General features: G+C 70.7%; 22 protein-coding genes. 4 read left to right on the top strand and 18 right to left on the bottom strand.

The window, feature by feature from the left end; genetic code table 11:
* Window positions 1-5: 5 nt before the first annotated feature.
* The 12 genes from nuoL to ABT041_RS18070 form a co-directional block, all read right to left on the bottom strand.
* Window positions 6-1,943: an NADH-quinone oxidoreductase subunit L gene (gene nuoL, locus ABT041_RS18125; protein ID WP_351185283.1), complete on the bottom strand. Its 1,938-nt coding sequence runs from the start codon at window positions 1,941-1,943 to the stop codon at window positions 6-8.
* 10 nt (window positions 1,944-1,953) lie between these two features.
* Window positions 1,954-2,253 carry an NADH-quinone oxidoreductase subunit NuoK gene (gene nuoK / locus ABT041_RS18120; protein WP_017239464.1) on the bottom strand — a complete coding sequence of 100 codons (300 nt, stop codon included), beginning with the start codon at window positions 2,251-2,253 and terminating at the stop codon, window positions 1,954-1,956.
* A complete protein-coding gene (locus ABT041_RS18115; protein ID WP_351185279.1) occupies window positions 2,250-3,068 on the bottom strand; it encodes an NADH-quinone oxidoreductase subunit J in 819 nt (272 codons plus the stop codon). Before ABT041_RS18115 ends, nuoK begins: the two co-directional genes overlap by 4 nt.
* Window positions 3,065-3,643: an NADH-quinone oxidoreductase subunit NuoI gene (nuoI, locus tag ABT041_RS18110; protein WP_351185276.1), complete on the bottom strand. Its 579-nt coding sequence runs from the start codon at window positions 3,641-3,643 to the stop codon at window positions 3,065-3,067. Before nuoI ends, ABT041_RS18115 begins: the two co-directional genes overlap by 4 nt.
* Window positions 3,636-5,000 (bottom strand): NADH-quinone oxidoreductase subunit NuoH, encoded by a 1,365-nt coding sequence (nuoH, locus tag ABT041_RS18105; protein ID WP_351185273.1) that lies wholly within the window; start codon window positions 4,998-5,000, stop codon window positions 3,636-3,638. The genes nuoI and nuoH overlap by 8 nt, the downstream gene beginning before the upstream one ends.
* The gene (locus ABT041_RS18100; protein WP_351185270.1) at window positions 4,997-7,480 is read right to left on the bottom strand and encodes an NADH-quinone oxidoreductase subunit G; all 2,484 of its coding nucleotides are present in this window, start codon (window positions 7,478-7,480) and stop codon (window positions 4,997-4,999) included. Before ABT041_RS18100 ends, nuoH begins: the two co-directional genes overlap by 4 nt.
* Window positions 7,477-8,826, bottom strand: a complete 1,350-nt coding sequence (nuoF, locus tag ABT041_RS18095; RefSeq protein WP_351185267.1) for an NADH-quinone oxidoreductase subunit NuoF — start codon at window positions 8,824-8,826, stop codon at window positions 7,477-7,479. Before nuoF ends, ABT041_RS18100 begins: the two co-directional genes overlap by 4 nt.
* Entirely contained in the window at window positions 8,823-9,566 is a 744-nt protein-coding gene (nuoE, locus tag ABT041_RS18090) for an NADH-quinone oxidoreductase subunit NuoE (RefSeq protein ID WP_351185264.1), read from the bottom strand. The genes nuoF and nuoE overlap by 4 nt, the downstream gene beginning before the upstream one ends.
* Window positions 9,563-10,885, bottom strand: coding sequence for an NADH-quinone oxidoreductase subunit D (locus ABT041_RS18085; RefSeq protein ID WP_351185261.1), 1,323 nt, complete (start codon window positions 10,883-10,885; stop codon window positions 9,563-9,565). The genes nuoE and ABT041_RS18085 overlap by 4 nt, the downstream gene beginning before the upstream one ends.
* A complete protein-coding gene (locus ABT041_RS18080; RefSeq protein ID WP_351185258.1) occupies window positions 10,885-11,616 on the bottom strand; it encodes an NADH-quinone oxidoreductase subunit C in 732 nt (243 codons plus the stop codon). Before ABT041_RS18080 ends, ABT041_RS18085 begins: the two co-directional genes overlap by 1 nt.
* A gap of 88 nt (window positions 11,617-11,704) precedes the next feature.
* Window positions 11,705-12,259: a NuoB/complex I 20 kDa subunit family protein gene (locus ABT041_RS18075; protein ID WP_351185255.1), complete on the bottom strand. Its 555-nt coding sequence runs from the start codon at window positions 12,257-12,259 to the stop codon at window positions 11,705-11,707.
* Between the two features lie 18 nt (window positions 12,260-12,277).
* Window positions 12,278-12,637 (bottom strand): NADH-quinone oxidoreductase subunit A, encoded by a 360-nt coding sequence (locus ABT041_RS18070; RefSeq protein ID WP_019888619.1) that lies wholly within the window; start codon window positions 12,635-12,637, stop codon window positions 12,278-12,280.
* 673 nt (window positions 12,638-13,310) lie between these two features.
* Here ABT041_RS18070 and ABT041_RS18065 point away from each other — a divergent pair.
* Window positions 13,311-14,168: a C40 family peptidase gene (locus ABT041_RS18065; protein WP_351185251.1), complete on the top strand. Its 858-nt coding sequence runs from the start codon at window positions 13,311-13,313 to the stop codon at window positions 14,166-14,168.
* A gap of 67 nt (window positions 14,169-14,235) precedes the next feature.
* On the opposite strand, the gene ABT041_RS18060 is transcribed toward ABT041_RS18065, so the two are convergent.
* The 4 genes from ABT041_RS18060 to ABT041_RS18045 are packed head-to-tail and all read right to left on the bottom strand — an operon-like array spanning window position 14,236 to window position 18,203.
* Window positions 14,236-15,477 carry an ABC transporter permease gene (locus ABT041_RS18060; protein ID WP_351185248.1) on the bottom strand — a complete coding sequence of 414 codons (1,242 nt, stop codon included), beginning with the start codon at window positions 15,475-15,477 and terminating at the stop codon, window positions 14,236-14,238.
* Window positions 15,474-16,175, bottom strand: coding sequence for an ABC transporter ATP-binding protein (locus tag ABT041_RS18055; protein WP_351185245.1), 702 nt, complete (start codon window positions 16,173-16,175; stop codon window positions 15,474-15,476). Before ABT041_RS18055 ends, ABT041_RS18060 begins: the two co-directional genes overlap by 4 nt.
* Window positions 16,172-17,698 carry a peptidoglycan-binding protein gene (locus ABT041_RS18050; protein WP_351185242.1) on the bottom strand — a complete coding sequence of 509 codons (1,527 nt, stop codon included), beginning with the start codon at window positions 17,696-17,698 and terminating at the stop codon, window positions 16,172-16,174. The genes ABT041_RS18055 and ABT041_RS18050 overlap by 4 nt, the downstream gene beginning before the upstream one ends.
* Window positions 17,691-18,203: a hypothetical protein gene (locus ABT041_RS18045; RefSeq protein WP_351185239.1), complete on the bottom strand. Its 513-nt coding sequence runs from the start codon at window positions 18,201-18,203 to the stop codon at window positions 17,691-17,693. The genes ABT041_RS18050 and ABT041_RS18045 overlap by 8 nt, the downstream gene beginning before the upstream one ends.
* A gap of 297 nt (window positions 18,204-18,500) precedes the next feature.
* On the opposite strand from ABT041_RS18045, the gene ABT041_RS18040 reads away from it, so the two are divergent.
* The 3 genes from ABT041_RS18040 to ABT041_RS18030 all read left to right on the top strand — a co-directional run bounded on the left by ABT041_RS18040 (window position 18,501) and on the right by ABT041_RS18030 (window position 20,632).
* A complete protein-coding gene (locus tag ABT041_RS18040) occupies window positions 18,501-18,917 on the top strand; it encodes a hypothetical protein (RefSeq protein WP_351185236.1) in 417 nt (138 codons plus the stop codon).
* 157 nt (window positions 18,918-19,074) lie between these two features.
* Window positions 19,075-20,019 carry a hypothetical protein gene (locus ABT041_RS18035; protein WP_351185233.1) on the top strand — a complete coding sequence of 315 codons (945 nt, stop codon included), beginning with the start codon at window positions 19,075-19,077 and terminating at the stop codon, window positions 20,017-20,019.
* Between the two features lie 211 nt (window positions 20,020-20,230).
* Window positions 20,231-20,632, top strand: a complete 402-nt coding sequence (locus ABT041_RS18030; RefSeq protein WP_351185230.1) for a helix-turn-helix domain-containing protein — start codon at window positions 20,231-20,233, stop codon at window positions 20,630-20,632.
* Window positions 20,633-20,638: 6 nt separating this feature from the next.
* On the opposite strand, the gene ABT041_RS18025 is transcribed toward ABT041_RS18030, so the two are convergent.
* Window positions 20,639-21,925, bottom strand: coding sequence for a geranylgeranyl reductase family protein (locus ABT041_RS18025; RefSeq protein ID WP_351185227.1), 1,287 nt, complete (start codon window positions 21,923-21,925; stop codon window positions 20,639-20,641).
* Window positions 21,926-21,990: 65 nt separating this feature from the next.
* Window positions 21,991-22,683: a demethylmenaquinone methyltransferase gene (locus tag ABT041_RS18020; protein ID WP_351185224.1), complete on the bottom strand. Its 693-nt coding sequence runs from the start codon at window positions 22,681-22,683 to the stop codon at window positions 21,991-21,993.

The following is a 22,683-nucleotide window of genomic DNA, read 5'->3' as shown; positions in this document are numbered from 1 at the left end:
GGGAGTCACACCGCCCTCATCAGCAGGGTCGCGGCGATCAGCACCGCCGTACCTCCGAACATGGAGACCGCGTACGAGCGGGCGTAGCCGTTCTGGAGCTTGCGCAGCCGGCCGGAGAGTCCGCCGACGGCGGCCGCGGTGCCGTTGACGACGCCGTCGACCAGGCTGTGGTCGACGTACACGAGCGAGCGCGTCAGATGCGTGCCGCCGGTGACGAAGACGGCGTGGTTGAAGTCGTCCTGGAGCAGGTCGCGGCGGGCGGCCCGGGTGAGGAGCGAGCCGCGCGGGGCGACCACCGGGACGGGCCGGCGGCCGTACTGGAGGTACGCGAGGCCGACGCCGATCACCATGACGGCGACGGTGGCGGCGGTGACGGCGGCGGCACTGACCGGCGAATGGCCGTGCTCGAAGCCGGTGACCGGCTCCAGCCACTCGACGAACCCGGCGAACTCGAAGACCGCGCCTGCGGCGACCGAGCCGACGGCCAGCAGGATCATCGGGATGACCATGGACTTGGGCGACTCGTGCGGGTGGGGCATCTCGCCGGGGGCCGCCTCGGCACCGGGCTCGACGCTCGGCGCCTTGTCCGGGTCCGGCGCCGGCTGCCAGCGCTTCTCGCCGAAGAAGGTCATCAGCATCACGCGGGTCATGTAGTACGCGGTGATGGCCGCGCCGAGCAGGGTCACCGCGCCGAGGATCCAGCCCTCGGTGCCGCCCTTGGCGAAGGCCGCCTCGATGATCTTGTCCTTGGAGAAGAAGCCGGACAGGCCGGGGAAGCCGATGATCGCGAGGTAGCCGAGGCCGAAGGTGACGAAGGTGACCGGCATGTACTTCCGCAGGCCGCCGTACTTCCGCATGTCGACCTCGTCGTTCATGCCGTGCATGACGGAACCGGCGCCGAGGAACAGCCCGGCCTTGAAGAAGCCGTGCGTCACCAGGTGCATGATCGCGAAGACGTAGCCGATGGGGCCGAGACCGGCCGCCAGGATCATGTAGCCGATCTGCGACATCGTCGAACCGGCGAGCGCCTTCTTGATGTCGTCCTTCGCGCAACCGACGATCGCACCGAAGAGGAGCGTGACGGCGCCGACGACGGTGACGACGAGCTGGGCGTCCGGCGCGGCGTTGAAGATGTCGGCGGAGCGGACGATCAGGTACACACCGGCGGTCACCATCGTGGCCGCGTGGATGAGGGCCGAGACCGGGGTCGGGCCCTCCATCGCGTCCCCGAGCCAGGACTGCAGCGGCACCTGGGCCGACTTGCCGCAGGCCGCGAGGAGCAGCATCAGGCCGATCGCGGTCAGCTTGCCCTCGGAGGCCTGCCCGCTCGCCTCCAATACCGGCCCGAAGGCGAAGGTCCCGAAGGTGGTGAACATGATCATGATGGCGATCGAGAGGCCCATGTCGCCGACCCGGTTCACCAGGAAGGCCTTCTTCGCGGCGGTGGCCGCGGTGGGCTTGTGCTGCCAGAAGCCGATCAGGAGGTACGAGGCGAGACCGACGCCCTCCCAGCCGAAGTACAGGAGCAGGTAGTTGTCCGCGAGGACGAGCAGCAGCATCGCCGCGACGAACAGGTTGAGGTAGCCGAAGAACCGGCGGCGGCGCTCGTCGTGCTCCATGTATCCGATGGAGTACACGTGGATGAGCGTGCCGACCCCGGTGATCAGCAGGACGAAGGTCATCGACAGCTGGTCCAGCTGGAAGGCCATGTCCGCCTGGAAGCCCTCGACGGGGATCCAGGTGTAGAGCGTCTGGTGCAGGGCCCGGTCGTCGGCACTCTTGCCGAGCATGTCGGCGAAGAGCGCCAGTCCGATCACGAAGGACACGGCCGCGAGGAGCGTGCCGAGCCAGTGCCCGGACTTGTCGAGCCGCCGGCCGCCGCAGAGCAGCACCGCCGCCCCGAGCAGGGGCGCCCCGATGAGCAGCGCAATGAGATTTTCCACGGTCAGCCCCTCACAGCTTCATCAGGCTGGCGTCGTCGACCGAGGCCGAGTGGCGGGCACGGAAGACGGACACGATGATCGCGAGCCCGACGACGACCTCCGCGGCGGCGACGACCATCGTGAAGAAGGCGATGATCTGTCCGTCGAGGTTGCCGTGCATGCGGGAGAAGGTGACGAACGCGAGGTTGCAGGCGTTGAGCATGAGCTCGACGCACATGAACACGACGATCGCGTTGCGCCGGATCAGTACGCCGGCCGCACCGATGGTGAACAACAGGGCGGCCAGGTACAGGTAGTTGACGGGATTCACCGAGAAGCCTCCTCTTCGCGGCCCAGGCGCTCCGCCGACCGCTGCTCCAGGGCCTTGAGCTCCGAGAGCGCCTCGGTGGACACGTCCCGGATCTGGCCCCGCTTGCGCAGGGTCTGGTTGACGGTGAGCTCCGACGGCGTGCCGTCGGGCAGCAGACCGGCGATGTCGACGGCGTTGTGCCGGGCGTACACACCGGGCGCGGGCAGCGGCGGCACGTGCTTGCCCTCGCGGACGCGCTGCTCCGAGAGCTCCCGCTGGGTGCGGGCCCGCTCGGTGCGCTCGCGGTGGGTGAGCACCATCGCGCCGACGGCCGCCGTGATCAGGAGCGCGCCGGTGATCTCGAAGGCGAAGACGTACTTGGTGAAGATGAGGGCGGCGAGGCCCTCGACGTTCCCGCCGTGCGCGCTGTTGGCCGTGCCGAGTCCGGCGAACTCCGTCAGGGAGGCGTGGCCGATGCCGGCGGCGAGCAGGATGCCGAAGCCGAGGCCGCAGGCGACGGCCCACCAGCGCTGCCCCTTGATGGTCTCCTTCAGCGAGTCCGCCGCGGTGACACCGACCAGCATGACGACGAAGAGGAAGAGCATCATGATCGCGCCGGTGTAGACGACGATCTGGACGACGCCCAGGAAGTACGCGCCGTTGGCGAGGTAGAAGACCGCCAGGACGATCATCGTCCCGGCGAGGGAGAGCGCCGAGTGCACGGCCTTCTTCATCAGGATCGTGGACAGCGCGCCGACGACGGCGACGGTGCCGAGGACCCAGAACTGGAAGGCCTCACCGGAAGAGGTCGTGTAGGCCGCGAGGTTCGCGCTCATGCGTCCGCCCCCTCCGGCTCGCCCTTCTCCCCCTGGGACACCGCGACCTGACGGACGGTGCCGGGCGCGGCCCCGGTGACCAGGCCCCGGTAGTAGTCCTGCTCGGTCATGCCGGGGAAGATCGCGTGCGGGGTGTCGACCATCTCCTCCTCCAGGCCCGCGAGGAGCTGCTCCTTCGTGTAGATCAGGGCCTCGCGGGAGGAGTCCGCCAGCTCGAACTCGTTGGTCATCGTCAGCGCGCGCGTGGGGCACGCCTCGATGCACAGTCCGCAGAGGATGCAGCGGGCGTAGTTGATCTGGTAGACGCGGCCGTACCGCTCGCCCGGCGAGTAGCGCTCCTCGTCGGTGTTGTCCGCGCCCTCGACGTAGATGGCGTCGGCGGGACAGGCCCAGGCGCACAGCTCGCAGCCGACGCACTTCTCCAGACCGTCGGGGTGACGGTTGAGCTGGTGCCGGCCGTGGAAGCGGGGCGCCGTCGTCTTCTGCTGCTCCGGGTACTGCTCGGTCAGCCGCTTCTTGAACATGGCCTTGAAGGTCACGCCGAAGCCGGCCACCGGATTCTGGAAATCAGACACCGTCCGTCCCCCTTTCGTCACTCTCTGTAGCAGTATCCGGGCCACCACTGACAACGAGGTCCCCCTCGCGCCGGGGCCTGCGCCGCGGCACGGGCGGCAGGGACTGTCCGGGCTTGGGCGGTACGGGGAAGCCGCCGGCCATCGGGTCGAAGGCCGGCTCCGCGGCGGGCCCGGCCGCGGCCTCCTTCGCCTTCCGGTCGCGGAACGCGTCGTAGAGGAAGGAGAGGAGGAGCAGGGCGAGGACGGCACCGGCCACGTACAGCACGATGTTGGAGAAGGCGATGTTCTCGTTCCGCAGGGCGCGGACGGTGGCCACCAGCATCAGCCAGACCACGGCGACCGGGATGAGGACCTTCCAGCCCAGCTTCATCAGCTGGTCGTAGCGGACGCGGGGCAGGGTGCCGCGGAGCCAGATGAAGAAGAACAGCAGCAGCTGCACCTTGATGACGAACCAGAGCATCGGCCACCAGCCGTGGTTCGCGCCCTCCCAGAAGGTGGAGACCGGGTACGGGGCCCGCCAGCCGCCCAGGAAGAGGGTCACCGACACGGCCGAGACCGTCACCATGTTCACGTACTCGGCGAGCATGAACATCGCGAATTTGATGGACGAGTACTCGGTGTTGAAGCCGCCGACGAGGTCGCCCTCGGACTCCGGCATGTCGAACGGGGCGCGGTTGGTCTCGCCGACCATCGTGACGATGTAGATGATGAACGACACCGGCAGCAGGATCACGAACCAGCGGTCCGCCTGCGCCTCGACGATCTTCGAGGTCGACATCGAGCCGGAGTAGAGGAAGACCGAGGCGAAGGCCGCGCCCATGGCGATCTCGTACGAGATCATCTGCGCGCAGGACCGCAGACCGCCGAGCAGCGGGTACGTGGAGCCCGAGGACCAGCCGGCGAGGACGATGCCGTAGATGCCGACGGAGGCGACCGCGAGGACGTACAGCATCGCGATCGGCAGGTCGGTCAGCTGCATCGCGGTCCGCTGACCGAAGATCGAGACCTCGTTGCCGGCCGGTCCGAACGGGATCACGGCGATCGCCATGAACGCGGGGATCGCTGCGACGATCGGAGCCAGGATGTAGACGACCTTGTCGGCCTTCCTGACGACCACGTCCTCCTTGAGCATCAGCTTGATGCCGTCCGCGAGGGACTGGAGGAGACCCCAGGGGCCGTGCCGGTTGGGCCCGATGCGCAGCTGCATCCAGGCGACGACCTTGCGCTCCCACACGATGGAGAAGAGCACGGTGACCATCAGGAAGGCGAAGCAGAAGACGGCCTTGATCAGCACGAGCCACCAGGGGTCCGTGCCGAACATGGACAGGTCTTCGGCCGCCAGGACGTTCGGGGTCATGCCTGCACCTCCTGGGAGGTCGCCGGGCCGATGCGGACCAGGTCGCCGGGGTGGGCGCCGGTGTCGGAGAGGACACCGCGGCCCGCCGAGTTCAGCGGGAGCCAGACGACCCGGTCGGGCATCTCGGTGACCTGCAGCGGGAAGGTGACGGAGCCCGCGGGGCCGGTCACCTCCAGGACGTCGCCGTCCTTGACGCCGGTGTCCGCGGCGGTGGCGGCGGAGAGCCGGGCGACCGCGGCGTGCCGGGTGCCGGCCAGGGCGGTGTCGCCCTCCTGGAGCCTGCCGAGGTCGAGGAGGAGCCGGTGTCCGGCGAGGACGGCCTCGCCGTCGCCGGGCCGGGGCGCCGGCTGACCCGCCGAGCTGGGCTCGGTCGCCCGCTCCTCGGTCCAGCCGCCGAGCCGGTCCAGCTCCCGGCGCGCCGACCGCAGGTCGGGCAGACCGAGGTGGACGTCGAGGGCGTCGGCGAGCATGTGGAGCACGCGGGCGTCGCTCGGCGCGAGCGGCCGGGTCATCTGCTCGGGCTTGAGCGCGGCCTCGAAGAGCCGGGCCCTTCCCTCCCAGTTGAGGAAGGTGCCGGGCTTCTCGGCGACGGCCGCGACCGGCAGGATCACGTCGGCGCGCTCGGTGACCTCGCCGGGCCGCAGCTCCAGGGAGACCACGAAGGCCGCGTCGAGGGCCTCGCGCGCGCGTGCCGGGTCCGGCAGGTCGGCGACCTCGACACCGGCGACGAGCAGCGCGGCGAGTTCACCGCCGGCGGCGGCCTCCACGATCTGGCCGGTGTCGCGGCCGTAGCGGTGCGGGAGTTCGCGGACGCCCCAGGCGGCGGCGACCTCCTCACGCGCGCGGGGATCGGTCGCGGGCCGGCCGCCCGGCAGCAGCGCCGGGAGCGCACCGGCCTCGACGGCACCGCGCTCGCCGGCGCGGCGCGGGATCCACACGAGGCGGGCGCCGGTGGCGGCGGCGACGCGCAGGGCGGCGGTGAGCGCGCCGGGCACGCCCGCGAGCCGCTCGCCGACGACGAGGACGGCGCCCTCCTGGCGGAGGGCCTCGGCCGCGGCGGCGCCGTCCTCGGAGAGGCCGACCCGGGAGGTGAGGGCGTCGAGCCACTCGGTCTCGGTGCCGGGGGCGGCGGGCAGCAGGGTGCCGCCGGTCTTCTCCAGGCCGCGGGTCGCGAACGGGGCGATCGCGTACGTCTTCTGCCCGTGCTTGCGCCAGGCCTTGCGGAGCCGCAGGAAGACGCCGGGGGCCTCCTCCTCGGACTCCAGGCCGGCGAGGAGCACGGCCGGGGCGGCTTCGAGCGAGGTGTACGTGACACCCGACCCGTCCAGGTCCCGGCCGCGTCCGGCGACGGCGGAGGCCAGGAAGTCGGCCTCCTCGCCGGAGTGGATCCGGGCCCGGAAGTCGATGTCGTTGGTGTCGAGGGCGACCCGGGCGAACTTGGCGTACGCGTAGGAGTCCTCGACGGTCAGGCGACCGCCGGTCAGGACACCGGTCCGGCCGCGGACGAGTCCGCGGGCGGCGGCCTCCAGGGCCTCGGGCCAGGACGCGGGCTCCAGCTCACCGGTGGCGGCGTTCCGGACGAGCGGCGTGGTGAGCCGGTCGCGCTGCTGGGCGTACCGGAAGCCGAAGCGGCCCTTGTCGCAGATCCACTCCTCGTTGACCTCAGGGTCCTCGGCGGCGAGCCGCCGCATGACCTTGCCGCGCCGGTGGTCGGTGCGGGTGGCGCAGCCGCCGGCGCAGTGCTCGCAGACGGACGGCGAGGAGACCAGGTCGAAGGGGCGGGAGCGGAAGCGGTAGGCGGCCGAGGTGAGGGCGCCGACCGGGCAGATCTGGATGGTGTTGCCGGAGAAGTACGACTCGAAGGGGTCGCCCTCGCCGGTGCCGACCTGCTGCAGCGCGCCGCGCTCGATGAGCTCGATCATCGGGTCGCCGGCGATCTGGTTGGAGAAGCGGGTGCAGCGGGCGCACAGGACGCACCGCTCGCGGTCGAGCAGCACCTGGGTGGAGATCGGGATCGGCTTCTCGTAGGTCCGCTTGACGCCCTCGAAGCGGGACTCGGCCTGTCCGTGGGACATGGCCTGGTTCTGCAGGGGGCACTCGCCGCCCTTGTCGCAGACCGGGCAGTCCAGCGGGTGGTTGACGAGCAGCAGCTCCATCACACCGTGCTGGGCCTTCTCGGCGACGGGGCTGGTGAGCTGCGACTTCACCACCATGCCGTCGGTGCAGGTGATGGTGCAGGAGGCCATGGGCTTGCGCTGGCCCTCGACCTCGACGATGCACTGGCGGCAGGCGCCGGCGGGGTCGAGGAGCGGGTGGTCGCAGAAGCGCGGGATCTCGATGCCGAGCTGTTCGGCGGCGCGGATGACCAGCGTCCCCTTGGGGACGGAGATCTCGGCGCCGTCGATGGTCAGCGTCACGAGGTCCTCGGGCGGTACCGGCGCGTTGCCGCCGCCGCTGGGCGTGGACGCGATGACGGTCATGCGGTCACCTCCTTGTGGTTGTCCGCCCAGGCGGTCGACTTGGCCGGGTCGAAGGGGCAGCCCTTGCCCGTGATGTGCTGCTCGTACTCCGCGCGGAAGTACTTGAGCGAGGAGAAGATCGGCGAGGCGGCGCCGTCGCCGAGGGCGCAGAACGACTTGCCGTTGATGTTGTCGGCGATGTCGTTGAGCTTGTCGAGGTCGGACATCCGGCCCTTGCCAGCCTCGATGTCGCGGAGCAGCTGGACGAGCCAGTACGTGCCCTCGCGGCAGGGCGTGCACTTGCCGCAGGACTCGTGGGCGTAGAACTCGGTCCAGCGGGTGACGGCCCGGACGACGCAGGTGGTCTCGTCGAAGCACTGGAGCGCCTTGGTACCGAGCATGGAGCCGGCGGCGCCGACGCCCTCGTAGTCGAGGGGCACGTCGAGGTGCTCGTCGGTGAACATCGGGGTCGAGGAGCCGCCCGGGGTCCAGAACTTGAGCCGGTGCCCGGGCCGCATGCCGCCGCTCATGTCGAGGAGCTGGCGCAGGGTGATCCCGAGGGGGGCCTCGTACTGGCCGGGCGAGGCGACGTGCCCGCTGAGCGAGTACAGCGTGAAGCCCGGGGACTTCTCGCTGCCCATCGACGTGAACCAGTCCTTGCCCTTGTTCAGGATCGCGGGAACCGAGGCGATGGATTCGACGTTGTTCACCACAGTGGGGCAGGCGTACAGACCGGCGACCGCGGGGAAGGGGGGCCGCAGCCGGGGCTGGCCGCGGCGTCCTTCGAGCGAGTCGAGGAGCGCGGTCTCCTCACCGCAGATGTACGCGCCGGCGCCGGCGTGCACGGTGAGTTCGAGGTCGAGTCCGCTGCCGAGGATGTTCGTGCCGAGGTAGCCGGCGGCGTAGGCCTCGCGGACGGCCTCGTGGAGGCGGCGCAGGACGGGGACGACCTCGCCGCGCAGATAGATGAAGGCGTGGTTCGAGCGGATCGCGTAGCAGGCGATCACGATGCCCTCGATGAGGGAGTGCGGGTTGGCGAAGAGGAGGGGGATGTCCTTGCAGGTGCCGGGCTCGGACTCGTCGGCGTTGACGACGAGGTAGTGCGGCTTGCCGTCGCCCTGCGGGATGAACTGCCACTTCATACCGGTGGGGAAGCCGGCGCCGCCGCGTCCGCGGAGGCCGGATTCCTTGACGTACGCGATGAGGTCGTCGGGGCTCATCGCGAGGGCCCGCTTGAGGCCCTGGTAGCCCTCGTGGCGCTCGTAGGTCTCCAGGGTCCAGGAGTTGGGCTGGTCCCAGAAGGCCGACAGGACGGGTGCGAGCAGCTTCTCGGGACTGCTGTTGTTGATCTCGGCGGCCAAGGTCATTCCTCCCCCTCCTGTCCGGAGGTCTCACCACGCGGGTGGACGATTCGGTGGTGCGGCTTCTCGCCCTTGGCCAGGCGCAGCCCGACGAGGGAGGCGGGTCCGGCTCCGCCGGTGGCCTCGACGGCGCCGGGGCGCTCGTCGGGGAAGCCGGCGAGGATGCGGGCGGTCTCCTTGAAGGTGCAGAGCGGGGCGCCGCGGGTGGGTTCGACGGTGCGGCCGGCCCGCAGGTCGTCGACCATCTTCTTGGCGGACTCGGGCGTCTGGTTGTCGAAGAACTCCCAGTTGACCATCACGACGGGCGCGAAGTCGCAGGCCGCGTTGCACTCGATGTGCTCGAGCGTGATCTTGCCGTCCTCGGTCGTCTGGTCGTTGCCGACGCCGAGGTGTGCCTTGAGCTCCTCGAAGATGGCGTCGCCGCCCATGACCGCGCAGAGCGTGTTCGTACAGACGCCGACCTGGTAGTCGCCGGAGGGCTTGCGCCGGTACATCGTGTAGAAGGTGGCGACGGCGGTGACCTCGGCGGTGGTCAGGCCGAGGGTCTCGGCGCAGAAGGCCATGCCGGTACGGGTCACGTGGCCCTCCTCCGACTGCACGAGGTGCAGCAGCGGCAGGAGCGCGGAGCGGGAGTCCGGGTAGCGGTCGATGATCGCCCGGGCGTCCTCGGTGAGCCGGGCGTGGACGTCCGCCGCGTACGGGGGCGCGGGGAGCTGGGGCATCCCCAGACTGACGTTGTCCGTCATCGGTCGACGCCTCCCATCACGGGGTCGATGGAGGCGACGGCGACGATGACGTCGGCGACCTGGCCGCCCTCGCACATCGCGGCCATCGCCTGCAGGTTGGTGAAGGACGGGTCGCGGAAGTGGACCCGGTAGGGGCGGGTGCCGCCGTCGGAGACGACGTGGACGCCGAGCTCGCCCTTGGGCGACTCGACGGCCGCGTAGGCCTGCCCGGCGGGGACCCGGAAGCCCTCGGTGACCAGCTTGAAGTGGTGGATCAGGGCCTCCATGGAGGTGCCCATGATCTTGGCGATGTGGTCGGTGGAGTTGCCGAGGCCGTCCGCGCCGAGCGCGAGCTGCGCCGGCCAGGCGATCTTCTTGTCGCCGACCATGACGGGGCCGGGCTCCAGGCGGTCGAGGCACTGCTCGACGATCCGCAGGGACTGCCGCATCTCCTCCAGGCGGACGAGGAAGCGTCCGTAGGAGTCGCAGGTGTCGGCGGTCGGGATGTCGAAGTCGTAGTTCTCGTAGCCGCAGTACGGGTCGGTCTTCCGCAGGTCGTGCGGGAGGCCCGCCGAGCGGAGGATCGGTCCGGTGGCGCCGAGGGCCATGCAGCCGGTGAGGTCGAGGTAGCCGACGTCCTGCATGCGGGCCTTGAAGATCGGGTTGCCGGTGGCGAGCTTGTCGTACTCCGGCAGGTTCCTCTTCATGGTCTTCACGAACTCGCGCACGGCGTCGACGGCGCCGGGCGGCAGGTCCTGGGCGAGGCCGCCGGGGCGGATGAACGCGTGGTTCATGCGCAGGCCGGTGATCAGCTCGTACAGGTCCAGGATCATCTCGCGGTCCCGGAAGCCGTAGATCATGATCGTGGTGGCGCCGAGCTCCATGCCGCCGGTGGCGATGCACACCAGGTGCGAGGAGAGCCGGTTGAGCTCCATCAGCAGGACGCGGATGACGCTGGCGCGGTCCGGGATCTGCTCGGTGATGCCGAGGAGCTTCTCCACGCCCAGGCAGTACGCCGTCTCGTTGTAGAACGAGGTGAGGTAGTCCATGCGCGTGACGAAGGTGGTGCCCTGCGTCCAGGTCCGGTACTCGAGGTTCTTCTCGATGCCGGTGTGGAGGTAGCCGATGCCGCAGCGTGCCTCGGTGACGGTCTCGCCGTCGATCTCCAGGATCAGGCGGAGCACGCCATGGGTGGACGGGTGCTGGGGCCCCATGTTGACGATGATGCGCTCGTCGTCGGCCTTCGCGGCGGACTGGACGACCTCTTCCCAGTCGCCGCCGGTCACCGTGTAGACGGCGCCTTCTGTCGTCTCCCGCGGAGACGCGTGTTCGGTGGACATCAGCTGTACGACCTCCGCTGGTCCGGAGCCGGGATCTGGGCGCCCTTGTACTCGACGGCGATGCCGCCGAGGGGGTAGTCCTTGCGCTGCGGGTGGCCCTGCCAGTCGTCCGGCATCATGATCCGGGTGAGGGCGGGGTGGCCGTCGAAGACGATGCCGAAGAAGTCGTACGTCTCGCGCTCGTGCCAGTCGTTCGTCGGGTAGACGGCGACGAGCGACGGGATGCGCGGCTCGGCGTCGGGGGCCGAGACCTCCAGGCGGATCAGCCGGCCGTGGGTGATCGAGCGCAGGTGGTAGACGGCGTGCAGCTCGCGGCCCTTGTCCCCGGGGTAGTGGACGCCGGAGACGCCGGTGCAGAGCTCGAAGCGGAGCGCCGGGTCGTCGCGCAGGGTGCGGGCCACGCGGACGAGGTGCTCGCGCTCGATGTGGAAGGTGAGCTCGCCGCGGTCGACGACCGTCTTCTCGATCGCGTTCTCGGGCAGGAGGCCCTGCTCCTCCAGGGCGCCCTCCAGCTCGTCGGCGACCTCGTCGAACCAGCCGCCGTACGGGCGGACGGCGGGGCCGGGGAGCCGGACGGAGCGGACCAGGCCGCCGTAGCCGGAGGTGTCGCCGCCGTTGTTGGCGCCGAACATGCCGCGCTGGACGCGGACCTCCTCACCGTGGTCCCCACGCTGACCCGGCAGGTTCTGCTCGCTGAGGTCCTTCTCGGGGTTGGGTGTCTCGTCGCTCACTGTGCAGCCCCGTTCCCTTCTCCGCCCACGCGGCGCAGAGGTGCGGCCATCGTCTTCGTCTGCGGCCCGGCGGCCGCGCGTGCGTCGGTCACCTCAGCAGACCCTTCAGTTCGATCGTCGGCCGCGCCTTGAGCGCCGCCTCCTCCGCCTCGCGGGCCGCCTCCTCGGCGTTCACGCCGAGCTTGGAGGTCTGGATCTTCTGGTGGAGCTTGAGGATCGCGTCCAGGAGCATCTCCGGACGCGGCGGGCAACCGGGCAGGTAGATGTCGACCGGCACGATGTGGTCGACGCCCTGGACGATCGCGTAGTTGTTGAACATGCCGCCCGAGGAGGCGCAGACGCCCATCGAGATGACCCACTTCGGGTTGGGCATCTGGTCGTAGACCTGCCTCAGGACCGGCGCCATCTTCTGGCTGACCCGGCCGGCGACGATCATCAGGTCGGCCTGGCGCGGCGAGCCGCGGAAGACCTCCATGCCGAAGCGGGCCAGGTCGTACCGGCCGGCTCCGGTGGTCATCATCTCGATGGCGCAGCAGGCGAGGCCGAAGGTCGCGGGGAACACGGACGCCTTGCGCACCCAGCCCGCGGCCTGTTCGACCGTCGTCAGCAGAAAGCCGCTCGGGAGTTTCTCTTCGAGTCCCATTTGGTGCCCCTCAGCCCCTCAGTCCCATTCCAGGCCGCCCCGCCGCCACACGTACGCGTAGGCGACGAAGACGGTGAGCACGAAGAGCAGCATCTCCACGAGCCCGAAAAGCCCCAGGGCGTCGAAGGTGACGGCCCAGGGGTAGAGGAAGACGATCTCGATGTCGAAGACGATGAAGAGCATCGCCGTCAGGTAGTACTTGATCGGGAAGCGGCCGCCTCCGGCGGGAGTGGGCGTCGGCTCGATGCCGCACTCGTATGCCTCTAGTTTCGCCCTGTTGTACCGCTTTGGCCCGATAAGCGTGGCCATGACCACGGAGAAGATCGCAAACCCCGCACCCAGGGCACCGAGCACGAGGACGGGCGCGTACGCATTCACGCTCCTCGCTCCTTCCAGTCGTCCTTGACCGTTGGACCGCACCGCCGGCCGCCGTGAAAGATCGCCCCCATGTGAGGCAGTTCACAAGCCCGGCTGCCCCGCATCTTATGCCCGCCCCTCTGTGATCTGCGACACGGGGTACAGCAACGACTTTGTGATCTCCACCACCTGACGAAGGATCATGAAGTCGGATGAGCGGTGATCTTGTTGCGCGAAGCGCCCAGGTGATCACCAGATGTGACATCCGTACCGGAAATCGCTGCTCGGAAGGGGTGTCGCACTATCAAGTGATGGCTCGTACAGGCAAATTGGCGATGGACGCGTCCGGGTGATAAAGGAACCGGCCGTCGCCCGGTCGGGGGGCCGGACGTACGGAGGTGGACGCGTGCACGCGTTCACGAGCGCACATCGGACCCGGGTGTGACCTGCGTCACGTCCGGGGAGCCCCGAAAAGAAGAGGGCTTGGCCATCGGCGTCAAGAGGTGGTAAGCGTCGGGCAATTCGGACGTTTCATTGAAAACCCGTGATCAAGGCCCCGATGAGCCCTGCCCGATTTGCCCGTTACGGCGTCAATAAGGCTGGCACGGAGGCGGATTCACAGATTCCAAACGCAACTGTGGCGCAACCCACGTTTCTTGAAGGGAACCGTGAAGCCCTGATAGCGGTTGTACCCATGTCCCACACCGCTCACATACCCAGCCACCGGAAGCCCCGCCGCAGCGCCTCGAAGCTCGCGCTCCGCGCCGGAGTTGCCGGTGGCGTCCTCGGCACCATCGCGGTGGCCGGTGCTGCCGGGCCGGCGAATGCCGAGCCGGTGACCGAGACCATCGAAATGCCCACCCTGGGCTCCCTCGACGCCGGCACGGGCCTCGCCAGTGCCGTCGCCGCCTCCGCCGAGGCCTCCCAGCAGGAGGCCCTCGACCAGAACCTGCAGACGCAGGAGGACGCGGCGCTGCAGAAGGCCGCCCAGGAGGCCAAGAAGGCCAAGGCCGAGGCCGACCGCAAGGCCGCGGCCGAGCGCGCCGAGAAGGCCCGCCTCAAGGCCGAGCAGGAGCGCAAGGAGGCCGCGGAGCGCGCCTCCCGCGACAGCGCGCGCACCCAGCTCTCCAGCACGAGCGCGTCCAACGACAGCGGCTCCACCGCCTCGGACAGCGGCAGCCGGACGCAGGCCCCCACCGGCTCCGCCGCCGCGATCGTGGCCTTCGCCCGCGCGCAGATCGGCGACGCCTACGTCTCCGGCGGCACCGGCCCCAACTCCTGGGACTGCTCCGGCCTCGTCCAGGCCGCCTACCGCGCGGCCGGCATCGACCTGCCCCGCATCTCGTACGAGCAGTCGAGCATGGGCACCGAGGTCTCCCTGAGCAACCTCCAGCCGGGCGACATCCTGTACTGGGGCAGCCGCAGCGGCTCGTACCACGTCGCCATCTACGTCGGCGGCGGCAAGTACGTCGGCGCGCAGAACCCGTCCAGCGGCGTCGTCGAGCACACGATGGACTGGGACACCCCCTCGGGCGCGGTCCGCATCCTCTGATCCACCCCGCCCGTACGACGAAGGGCCGTCACTCCTCGGGGGAGAGACGGCCCTTCGCCGTACCGTCTCAGCGGCGCAGCGCCTCGGCCGGCTCGATCCGGGAGGCCCGCCAGGCGGGGTAGAGACCGGCGACGACGCCCGTCACCAGGCCGACGGCCGGGGCCGCGACGACCGTCGCCGTGTGCATCACCGGCGTCCAGTCCCGTACCAGCGCCACCACGATCACCGTGGACACCCCGAGCGCCGTACCGACGAGCCCGCCCATCGCGCCCAGAGCACCCGATTCCGTGAGGAACTGGACGGTGATGTGCCGTCCCCGGGCCCCGAGGGCACGTCTCAGGCCGATCTCGCCGGTCCGCTCCAGGACCGCGACGAGGGTGGTGTTGGCGATGCCGACCGCACCGATCACCAGGGAGACCCCGGCCAGGAGCAGGAAGAGCTGGTCCAGGTCGTGGGTCACGCCCGCGCGCAGGGTCCTGGGGTCCGGCGGGGGAATCGCCCTGAGGTACTCCGGATGGTCGGGGCGCAGCGCGACCGGCGCCTCCCGCGCGATCTGCCGGGCCGCGCCCGTCGCCGTCGTGATGAGCATCTTCGCGTCGCCCTGCTGCGGCGGGCCCCAGAGCTTCTCGGCGGTCGTCCGGGGCACGGTGACCGACATCAGGACGTCGGCCCTGCGCTTCACGTCGTCGATGATCCCGGCGACCGTGAAGGGCTCGTCGCCGATGAACACCGCCGGCCGGGTCTCCAGGGTCGTGATGCCGAGCCGGTCCGCGACCGACTTGCCGAGCACCGCGACCGACTGCCCGGACCGGGAGGTGAACTCGTCGTACAGGCGGCCCTGCCGGAGGGTCGGCGCCGCCGCCCGCAGCGCCCCGGGGGACGCGGCGACGACGTCGATGCGCTCGCTGCCCGTGGCGTCGCCGACCGGCGCGGAGCGGACGGCGGTGCCGGGTGCCAGGCGGACGGACCAGTAGACGCCGGCGTCCTCGACGCCGCCGAGGCGTCCGATCCGGGCGTCGGCGTCGGCCGGGAAGGCGGGGTCGGCGAACTCGTTCTGGTCGCGGGCGACGTCCTCGACGGTCACCTCGGTGGCAGTGAGCAGGTTGAAGCGGGAGTCGATCTGCGAGGACGTGGTCGCGGTCAGGCCGAGGATCGCGACGAACGTGCCGACGCCGAGGACGGTGCCGAGCGCGGTGAGGACCGAGCGGCCGGGGCGCTGGAGCATGCCGGCGACGGCCTCGGCGAGGACGTCACGGGCGGCGAGCCGGGAGGGTTCGACCAGTCGTGGCCGTTTCGCGGTGCGTCTCACGCTCGCCTCCCCCGCGCCGGCTCGCTCAGCACCCCGTCGCGGATGGTCACCGTGCGCTCGCCGCGCTCGGCGACCTCCGCGTCGTGGGTGATGACGACGATCGTCATCCCGGAGGCGTGCAGTTCGCCCAGGAGGTCGAGGACGGACGCGGCGTTGTCCGAGTCGAGGTTGCCGGTCGGTTCGTCGCAGAGGAGCAGGGACGGGCGGCCGGCGAGGGCGCGGGCGATGGCCACCCGCTGGCGTTCGCCGCCGGACAGCCGGCCGGGCAGCGCCTCGGCCCGGTGGCCGAGTCCCACCCGCTCGAGTGCGGTACGGGCCCGGGTGCGGCGCTCGGCGCGGGGCACCGCCGAGTACACCATCGAGAGCATGACGTTCTCCGTGGCGCTGCGGTGCGGGAGGAGGTGGAAGGACTGGAAGACGAAGCCGATCCGCCGCCCGCGCAGGGCCGTCCGCTCGCCGTCGCGGAGCGCCGCCGTGTCGATGCCGTCCAGGAGGTACGTGCCGGCGGTGGGCGCGTCGAGCAGTCCCGCGACGTTCAGGAAGGTCGACTTGCCCGAGCCGGACGGACCGACGACGGTGATGAACTCGCCTTTGCGTACGGTGAGTTCGCAAGGCCTCAGGGCGGCGACGGGCGGCGGTCCGGGGTAGGTCAGGGCCACCGCGCGGAACTCGATGACCGGGACGTCGTCCTCGCTCACGGCGACCCCTCGGTGCTGCCCGACGCGGCGCCCGGGTTGACCCCGGTGACCACCTCGTCGCCCTCCTTGAGCGCGCCGGCGGTGAGAGGGACGACCTCCACGTAGCCGTCGCCGGTGGTGCCGGTCCGTACCTCGATCCGCTCCTGCCGGCCGGTGCCGTCGACGGTGGTGACGACGGTCTTGCCGTCCACGCCCGCCGAGACGGCGGTGACCGGGACGACGAGGGCCTTGCCGTCGGTGGAGGCGGCCTCGATGGTGAGCCGCACCTCCTGCCCCGCGAGACCGGACGGCAGCTCGCGGCTGGGGTCGACGGTGAAGAGATAGCCGACGGCGCCGCTGCCCTGGGAGCCGTCCCCTCCCCCGCCGTTGCCGCCGTTCCCGCCGGAGCCCGTCCCCTGCGAACCGGACTGCTGGTCCTGCTGCTGGGACGGGGTGTCGGCCACCGAGACCACCTTGCCGGTCGTCTCCTGCCCGGTCGCCTCGGCGAGGATCCGTACCTTCTGCCCGGCGCGGACCATCCCCTTCTGGTGGTCCTGGAGGTAGCCCTGCGCCATCAGCTTTCCGGAGGACAGGGTCAGGGCGGTGCCGGAGACCTGCGCTCCCGGCCGGGCCGTGACCGTGGCGACCCGCGCGGAGAAGGCCCGAACGAACACGACCTCGGCCGCCGGGACCATCGGCCCGGCGGCCGCCTGCGCCTTCGCGAGGGTCTCGCGCGCGGCGGCCAGGTCCTCGACGGCACGGTCGCGCGTCTTCCTCAGGTTCTTCGTCTGGGTGGCGTCCTTGTTGGCCGCGAGCGCGTCGCGGGCGTCGACGACCGCCCGCTCGGCACCGGTCACGGCGGCCCTGGCCCCGTCGACGGCGGCACCGTCGTCGTCCACGGCCGGCTTCGGGTCGTAGCCGATGGAGGAGTAGAACTCCTCGACCGCGTCCTTCGTCCCGGGCCCGAAGGTGCCCCTCGCGTCGCCGCCGCGGCCGTGGCCGAGCTCGGCGAGCGCGTCCTGGAGCTGCTTCACGTCGTCACCGGTGGCACCCGGCTTGAGGTCCCGGTAGACGGGCAGGCCGCCGCGCAGCACGAAGACGGGCCGGCCGGAGACCTCCAGGAGCACCTTCCCGGAGCGCACGGCGTCCCCGCTCTTCACGGACACCTTGGTGATCACCGGGGCGGTGCCGCCCTCGCCGCCCGCCGAGACGGGCGCGACCTGGATGCTCTGGCCCGCCGCGACGGTGCCGCGCAGGACGACCGTCTCCGCGAGGACCCGGTTCTCGACCCGGGCGATCAGCACGTCCTGCGGCGGGGGCTCGGCGTCCGCGGCGACCTGTGCGGGCGAGCGGATCAGGGAGGTCGCCGCGACGCCGGCGCCGGTCAGGGCCACCGCCCCCGCGACGAGGGCGGCGACCCAGAAGCGGCGCCGGTTCATCCGGGCGCCCCCGGCGTCGCCGCCGGGGGTCCTGGAGACGTCCGCGACCCCGCCCGGCGGTTCCCCGCCGGGCGCGCTCGTGCCGTCCGTGGTGTCGTCAGCCACCGACGACCGTCCCGCCGTCGCCGCCCGCGGCCTTGGGACCGCAGGCCTTCAGCGCCTCGACCACCTTGGGGTCGCCCTTCATCCGCGCGCCCAGGTCGCCGTCGAGCGCCACCTCACCGGTCGCCGGGTCGGGGTCCGGGTAGTCGGCGATGCCTTCCTTGCGCATGCAGGCGGAGAGCTTCTTCGCCGCCTCCAGCCGCGCCGGGTCCACCTGGCCCTTTCCGGGCTGCTTCCCCGCGCACGCCTTCTCCGCCGCCGCGATCGCCTCGGGCTTGTTGGCGTCCTTGTCGACGCGCTTCTCCCCGCCCGTGTCCTGGAGCTTGAGCCCCTGGGCGTCCAGGCAGTCGTAGTAGGCGGCCCAGTCGGCGGAGCCCTGCGAGGCCCCGGAGGAGGGGGCGGCGGAGGCGGAAGAGCTTCCGGTGCTCGGCTCCGACCGGGTCGCGCCGTCCCCGTCGCTCGAACACCCCCCGAGCCCGAGGGCGAGTATCAGTACGGGAACAGCCATGAGGCGTCTCATCAGAAACGGTCCTTCCGACGGGGGTCTCCCCGTCTACGGGGCGTCATGGGAACGCGCAGGAGGGGGCCGACGCGGCGGTGCGCTCCGCCACGTACAAGGCCCCTGCGCGATAGGTCTCCGGCGCCCGCGGGCGCCTCGACACGATCGAGCATAGCCGCGGGTAGCCCGGCCGGTAACTGTCTCAACGGACAGTGGACGCAGTCGAGTTGGCGGTGTTCGTATGGACACCGGCCCGCTCCGGGCCACAGCAGACACATCCACCCCAGCTACGTGAAAGGCAACGACATGCAGCGCACTGCACTCCGTCGCGTCGCCGCCACGGCCATCGCGCTCGCCGCCCTCGGCGCCGGCGCGCTCGCCACGGCCGGCTCGGCCTCCGCGGCCACCGGCAAGAACGGCTACCTGGAGAGCGGCGAGTTCGGCCTGTACTACAACTCGTACCAGGGCGGCGCGGTCTTCGACCTCTTCGTCTCGGACGACAACTTCGACAACGACTGGTTCCCGGGTCCGGGCAGCGGCGCCGGCCAGAAGGTGAACGACAACACCGCCTCGTACTACAACGCGGACTCGAACACCTGGTGGGTCTACACCGACGCGTACGCCGGTGGCGTCGAGGGCAGCCTGCCGGTGGGTTACTCCGGCAACGCGTCCGCGACCTTCAAGAACCAGATCTCCTCGGCCTACTACTACAAGGCCCGTTGATCCTGAGGTCGGCACCACCAGCTGAACCGCCGGAGTAGCTTCCAGACGCCGGCACCTGCACACGCACGAACGCGGCAGCCGTTGCTCCGCCCGAATGAGGCGGGCAGAGCAACGGCTGCTCCCATGGTAGACACGCACACGTCTCTGGAGCAGCCCCATGCGTCCACTCGCCGCCCGCGCGACCGTTCTCCTCCTGAGCGCCGCGCTCCTCACCGCCTGTTCCTCCGAGTCCGAGAGCGGTGACGGCGGTTCCGCACGGGAACCGGAGATCGGCACGATTCCCCGGATGCTGTCGACGACGAGCCTCTCCTTCCCCCTGGACGGCTACGCGACCACCGAGGACCAGCGGCGCACGCTGGAGCGGGCCCAGTCGCGGGTCGTCGGCGACTGCATGGCCCGCTTCGGCTTCACGTACGAGCTGCCCCTCTCGCCCGCCCCGGCCGCCCGCTCCGGCGAGTCCCGCCGCTACGGCCTCACCGACCCGGCGATCGCGGCCCGCTACGGCTACATCCCCAACCGGGGCGCCGAGCCGCCGACGAAGCCCGCCGCCCAGACCCTCAGCGCGAACGGCAAGCTCGCGCTCAACGGCCCCTCCGACTACAAGGGCCCCCAGCCGGCCAGCCTGGAAGAGGCCAAGGGCAAGGACAGCGGCAAGACCCTCAACGGGCAGAAGGTGCCCATCGGCGGCTGCATCCGGGAGAGCTTCCTCACGATCTACGCGCCGAAGAAGGGCGCGGTGGACGCCATGTTCGTCACCAACGTGGGGATGGACGCCAACTCCCGCTCCCGCGAGGACTCCCGCGTCGTCGCCGCCGTGAAGGCCTGGTCCGCCTGCATGGCCGAGAAGGGCTACAAGGTCGACGAGCCCGTCAGCCCGCAGAGCGACCTGGGACTCGACCCGAACACCTACGGCAGCCCCCGGGCGATCGCCGCCGCCAAGCAGGACGTCGCCTGTAAGGAAAGGGCCAACCTCGTCGGGATCTGGTTCACCGTCGAGAGCGCCTACCAGAAGCGGAGCATCGAGCAGAACGCCGAGACCCTCAACCAGGCGAAGACCGAGCTCAACGAGCGGTTGAAGCTGGCGGCCACGCTGGCCGGCTGACCCCGCCGGAGGGGGGTCCCGCGCGGGGCGCAGCGGGACAGGGCGGCGATTTCAGGCCCCTGGGACGTCCCGGGACACCCGTAAGGGCCATGATTCGCGACACGATCGGGTCTACCGTTCCCATGGGGAACCAGCTCGTCGGTTCTCCGGGAGCCAGCCCATAGGTCCCGTCGCACAGCGTCCAGCGAATGCCGTCTCAGGGGGGAGACACATGCTTCGTCAGTGCCAGTACTGCGGTTCCGCGCCGTCCGAGGTCGACAGATCCAGGGCCGCCCGCATCAACCCGGTCACCACCGCCTTACGCCACCTGGACACCCTGACGGACCGCGAGATCGAGGTCCTGTCCGCGATGCCCGGCGGCGAGTCCAACACGGACCTCGCCGAATTCCTCGGGATCACCGAGCGCACCGTCAAGTTCCACGTCACCAACATGCGGGAGAAGCTGGGCGGCCTCTCGCGCGCCCAGCTCCATCTCCTCGCCCTGCTGGCGGAGGCGGTCTGGCCGGGCCGTCTCTGTCGCCAGGACTGCCCCTGCCGCGGCACGGAGCTGCGCGCCCTCGTGCCCCGGGGCCCGATGACCCGGCGGTTCGCCGGGCTCAGGCACTGCGCCTGACGGCGCTCACGCCTTCGGCGCCACCTTCGACAGACCGTTGATGATGCGGTCCATGGCGTCGCCGCCCGTCGGGTCGGTGAGGTTGGCCAGCATCTTCAGCGTGAACTTCATCAGGAGCGGGTGCGTCAGACCACGCTGGGTCGCGATCTTCATGATCTTCGGGTTTCCGATGAGCTTCACGAAGGCGCGGCCCAGCGTGTAGTACCCGCCGTAGGTGTCCTTGAGGATCTGCGGGTAGTTCCGCAGCGCCAGCTCACGCTGGGCGGGGGTCGCGCGCGCGTGCGCCTGCACGATGACGTCGGCCGCGATCTGGCCCGACTCCATGGCGTACGCGATGCCCTCGCCGTTGAACGGGTTGACCAGGCCGCCCGCGTCGCCGACGAGCAGCAGGCCCTTCGTGTAGTGCGGCTGGCGGTTGAAGGCCATCGGCAGGGCGGCGCCGCGGATCGGCTGCGTCATGTTCTCCGGGGTGTAGCCCCAGTCCTCCGGCATGGACGCGCACCAGGCCTTGAGGACCTCGCGCCAGTCCAGCTCCTTGAACGCGGAGGAGGAGTCGAGGATGCCGAGGCCCACGTTGGACGTGCCGTCGCCCATGGGGAAGATCCAGCCGTAGCCGGGCAGCAGCCGGTCCTGCGGGCCGCGCCGGTCCCACAGCTCCAGCCAGGACTCCAGGTAGTCGTCCTCGTGGCGGGGGCTCTGGAAGTACGTGCGCACCGCGACGCCCATCGGCCGGTCCTCGCGCCGGTGCAGGCCCATGGCCACCGAGAGGCGGGTGGAGTTGCCGTCGGCGGCCACGACGAGCGGCGCGTGGAAGGTGACCTCGCGCTTCTCCTCGCCCAGCTTCGCGTGGACACCGGTGATCCGGCCCGTACGGTCGTCGATGACCGGCGCGCCCACGTTGCAGCGCTCGTACAGCCGGGCGCCGGCCTTCTGCGCCTGGCGGGCGAGCTGCTCGTCGAAGTCGTCGCGCTTGCGGACGAGTCCGTAGTCCGGGTACGAGGCGAGCTCGGGCCAGTCCAGTTCGAGCCGGACACCGCCGCCGATGATCCGCAGCCCCTTGTTCCGCAGCCAGCCGGCCTCTTCGGAGATGTCGATGCCCATGGAGACCAGCTGCTTGGTGGCGCGCGGGGTGAGGCCGTCGCCGCAGACCTTCTCGCGCGGGAACGCCGTCTTCTCCAGGAGCAGGACGTCGAGTCCGGCCTTGGCCAGGTAGTACGCGGTGGTGGAACCGGCCGGGCCTGCCCCGACGACGATCACATCAGCGCTGTGCTCGGAGAGGGGCTGCTCGGTCACGGCGGAACTCCCGAAGGGGTCGAGGGAAGGATGGGGGAATTTTATGGCGGCGGGGCCGGGCGGGGTTACGCCTTGAAGCCGCGGTGCAGCGCGACGATGCCGCCCGACAGGTTCCGGTAGGCCACCTTCGACCAGCCGGCCTTCTGCAGCAGGCCCGCGAGCGCCGGCTGGTCCGGCCAGGACTGGATGGACTCCGCCAGGTACACGTACGCGTCGGGGTTGGACGACACCGCGCGGGCCACCGGCGGCAGCGCGCGCATCAGGTACTCCTCGTACACCTTCCGGAACGGCGCCCAGGTCGCGTGCGAGAACTCGCAGATGACGACCCGGCCGCCGGGCTTCGTCACCCGGTACAGCTCGCGCAGCGCCTGCTCCGTGTCCTGGATGTTCCGCAGCCCGAAGGAGATGGTGACCGCGTCGAACACGTCGTCGCGGAACGGCAGCTTCGTGCCGTCGCCCGCCGTGAACGGCATCCACGGATGCCGCTTCTTGCCGACCTGCAGCATCCCGAGGGAGAAGTCGCACGGCACGACGTACGCCCCCGCCCGCACGAACGGCTGCGAGGAGGTGGCGGTGCCGGCGGCCAGGTCCAGGACCTTCTGCGCGGGACGGGCGTCGACCGCCTTCGCGACCTCCTTGCGCCAGCGCCTGTCCTGCCCCAGGGACAGCACGTCGTTGGTGAGGTCGTAGTTCGCCGCCACGTCGTCGAACATCGAGGCGACTTCGTGCGGCTGCTTGTCCAGGGATGCTCGGCTCAC

The sequence above is a fragment of the Streptomyces sp. NPDC002825 genome (assembly GCF_040295385.1).
In the GTDB taxonomy this organism is placed as follows: domain Bacteria; phylum Actinomycetota; class Actinomycetes; order Streptomycetales; family Streptomycetaceae; genus Streptomyces.
Note: the sequence above shows the minus strand (reverse complement) of the source record. Positions and strands in the feature narration are given on the sequence as shown.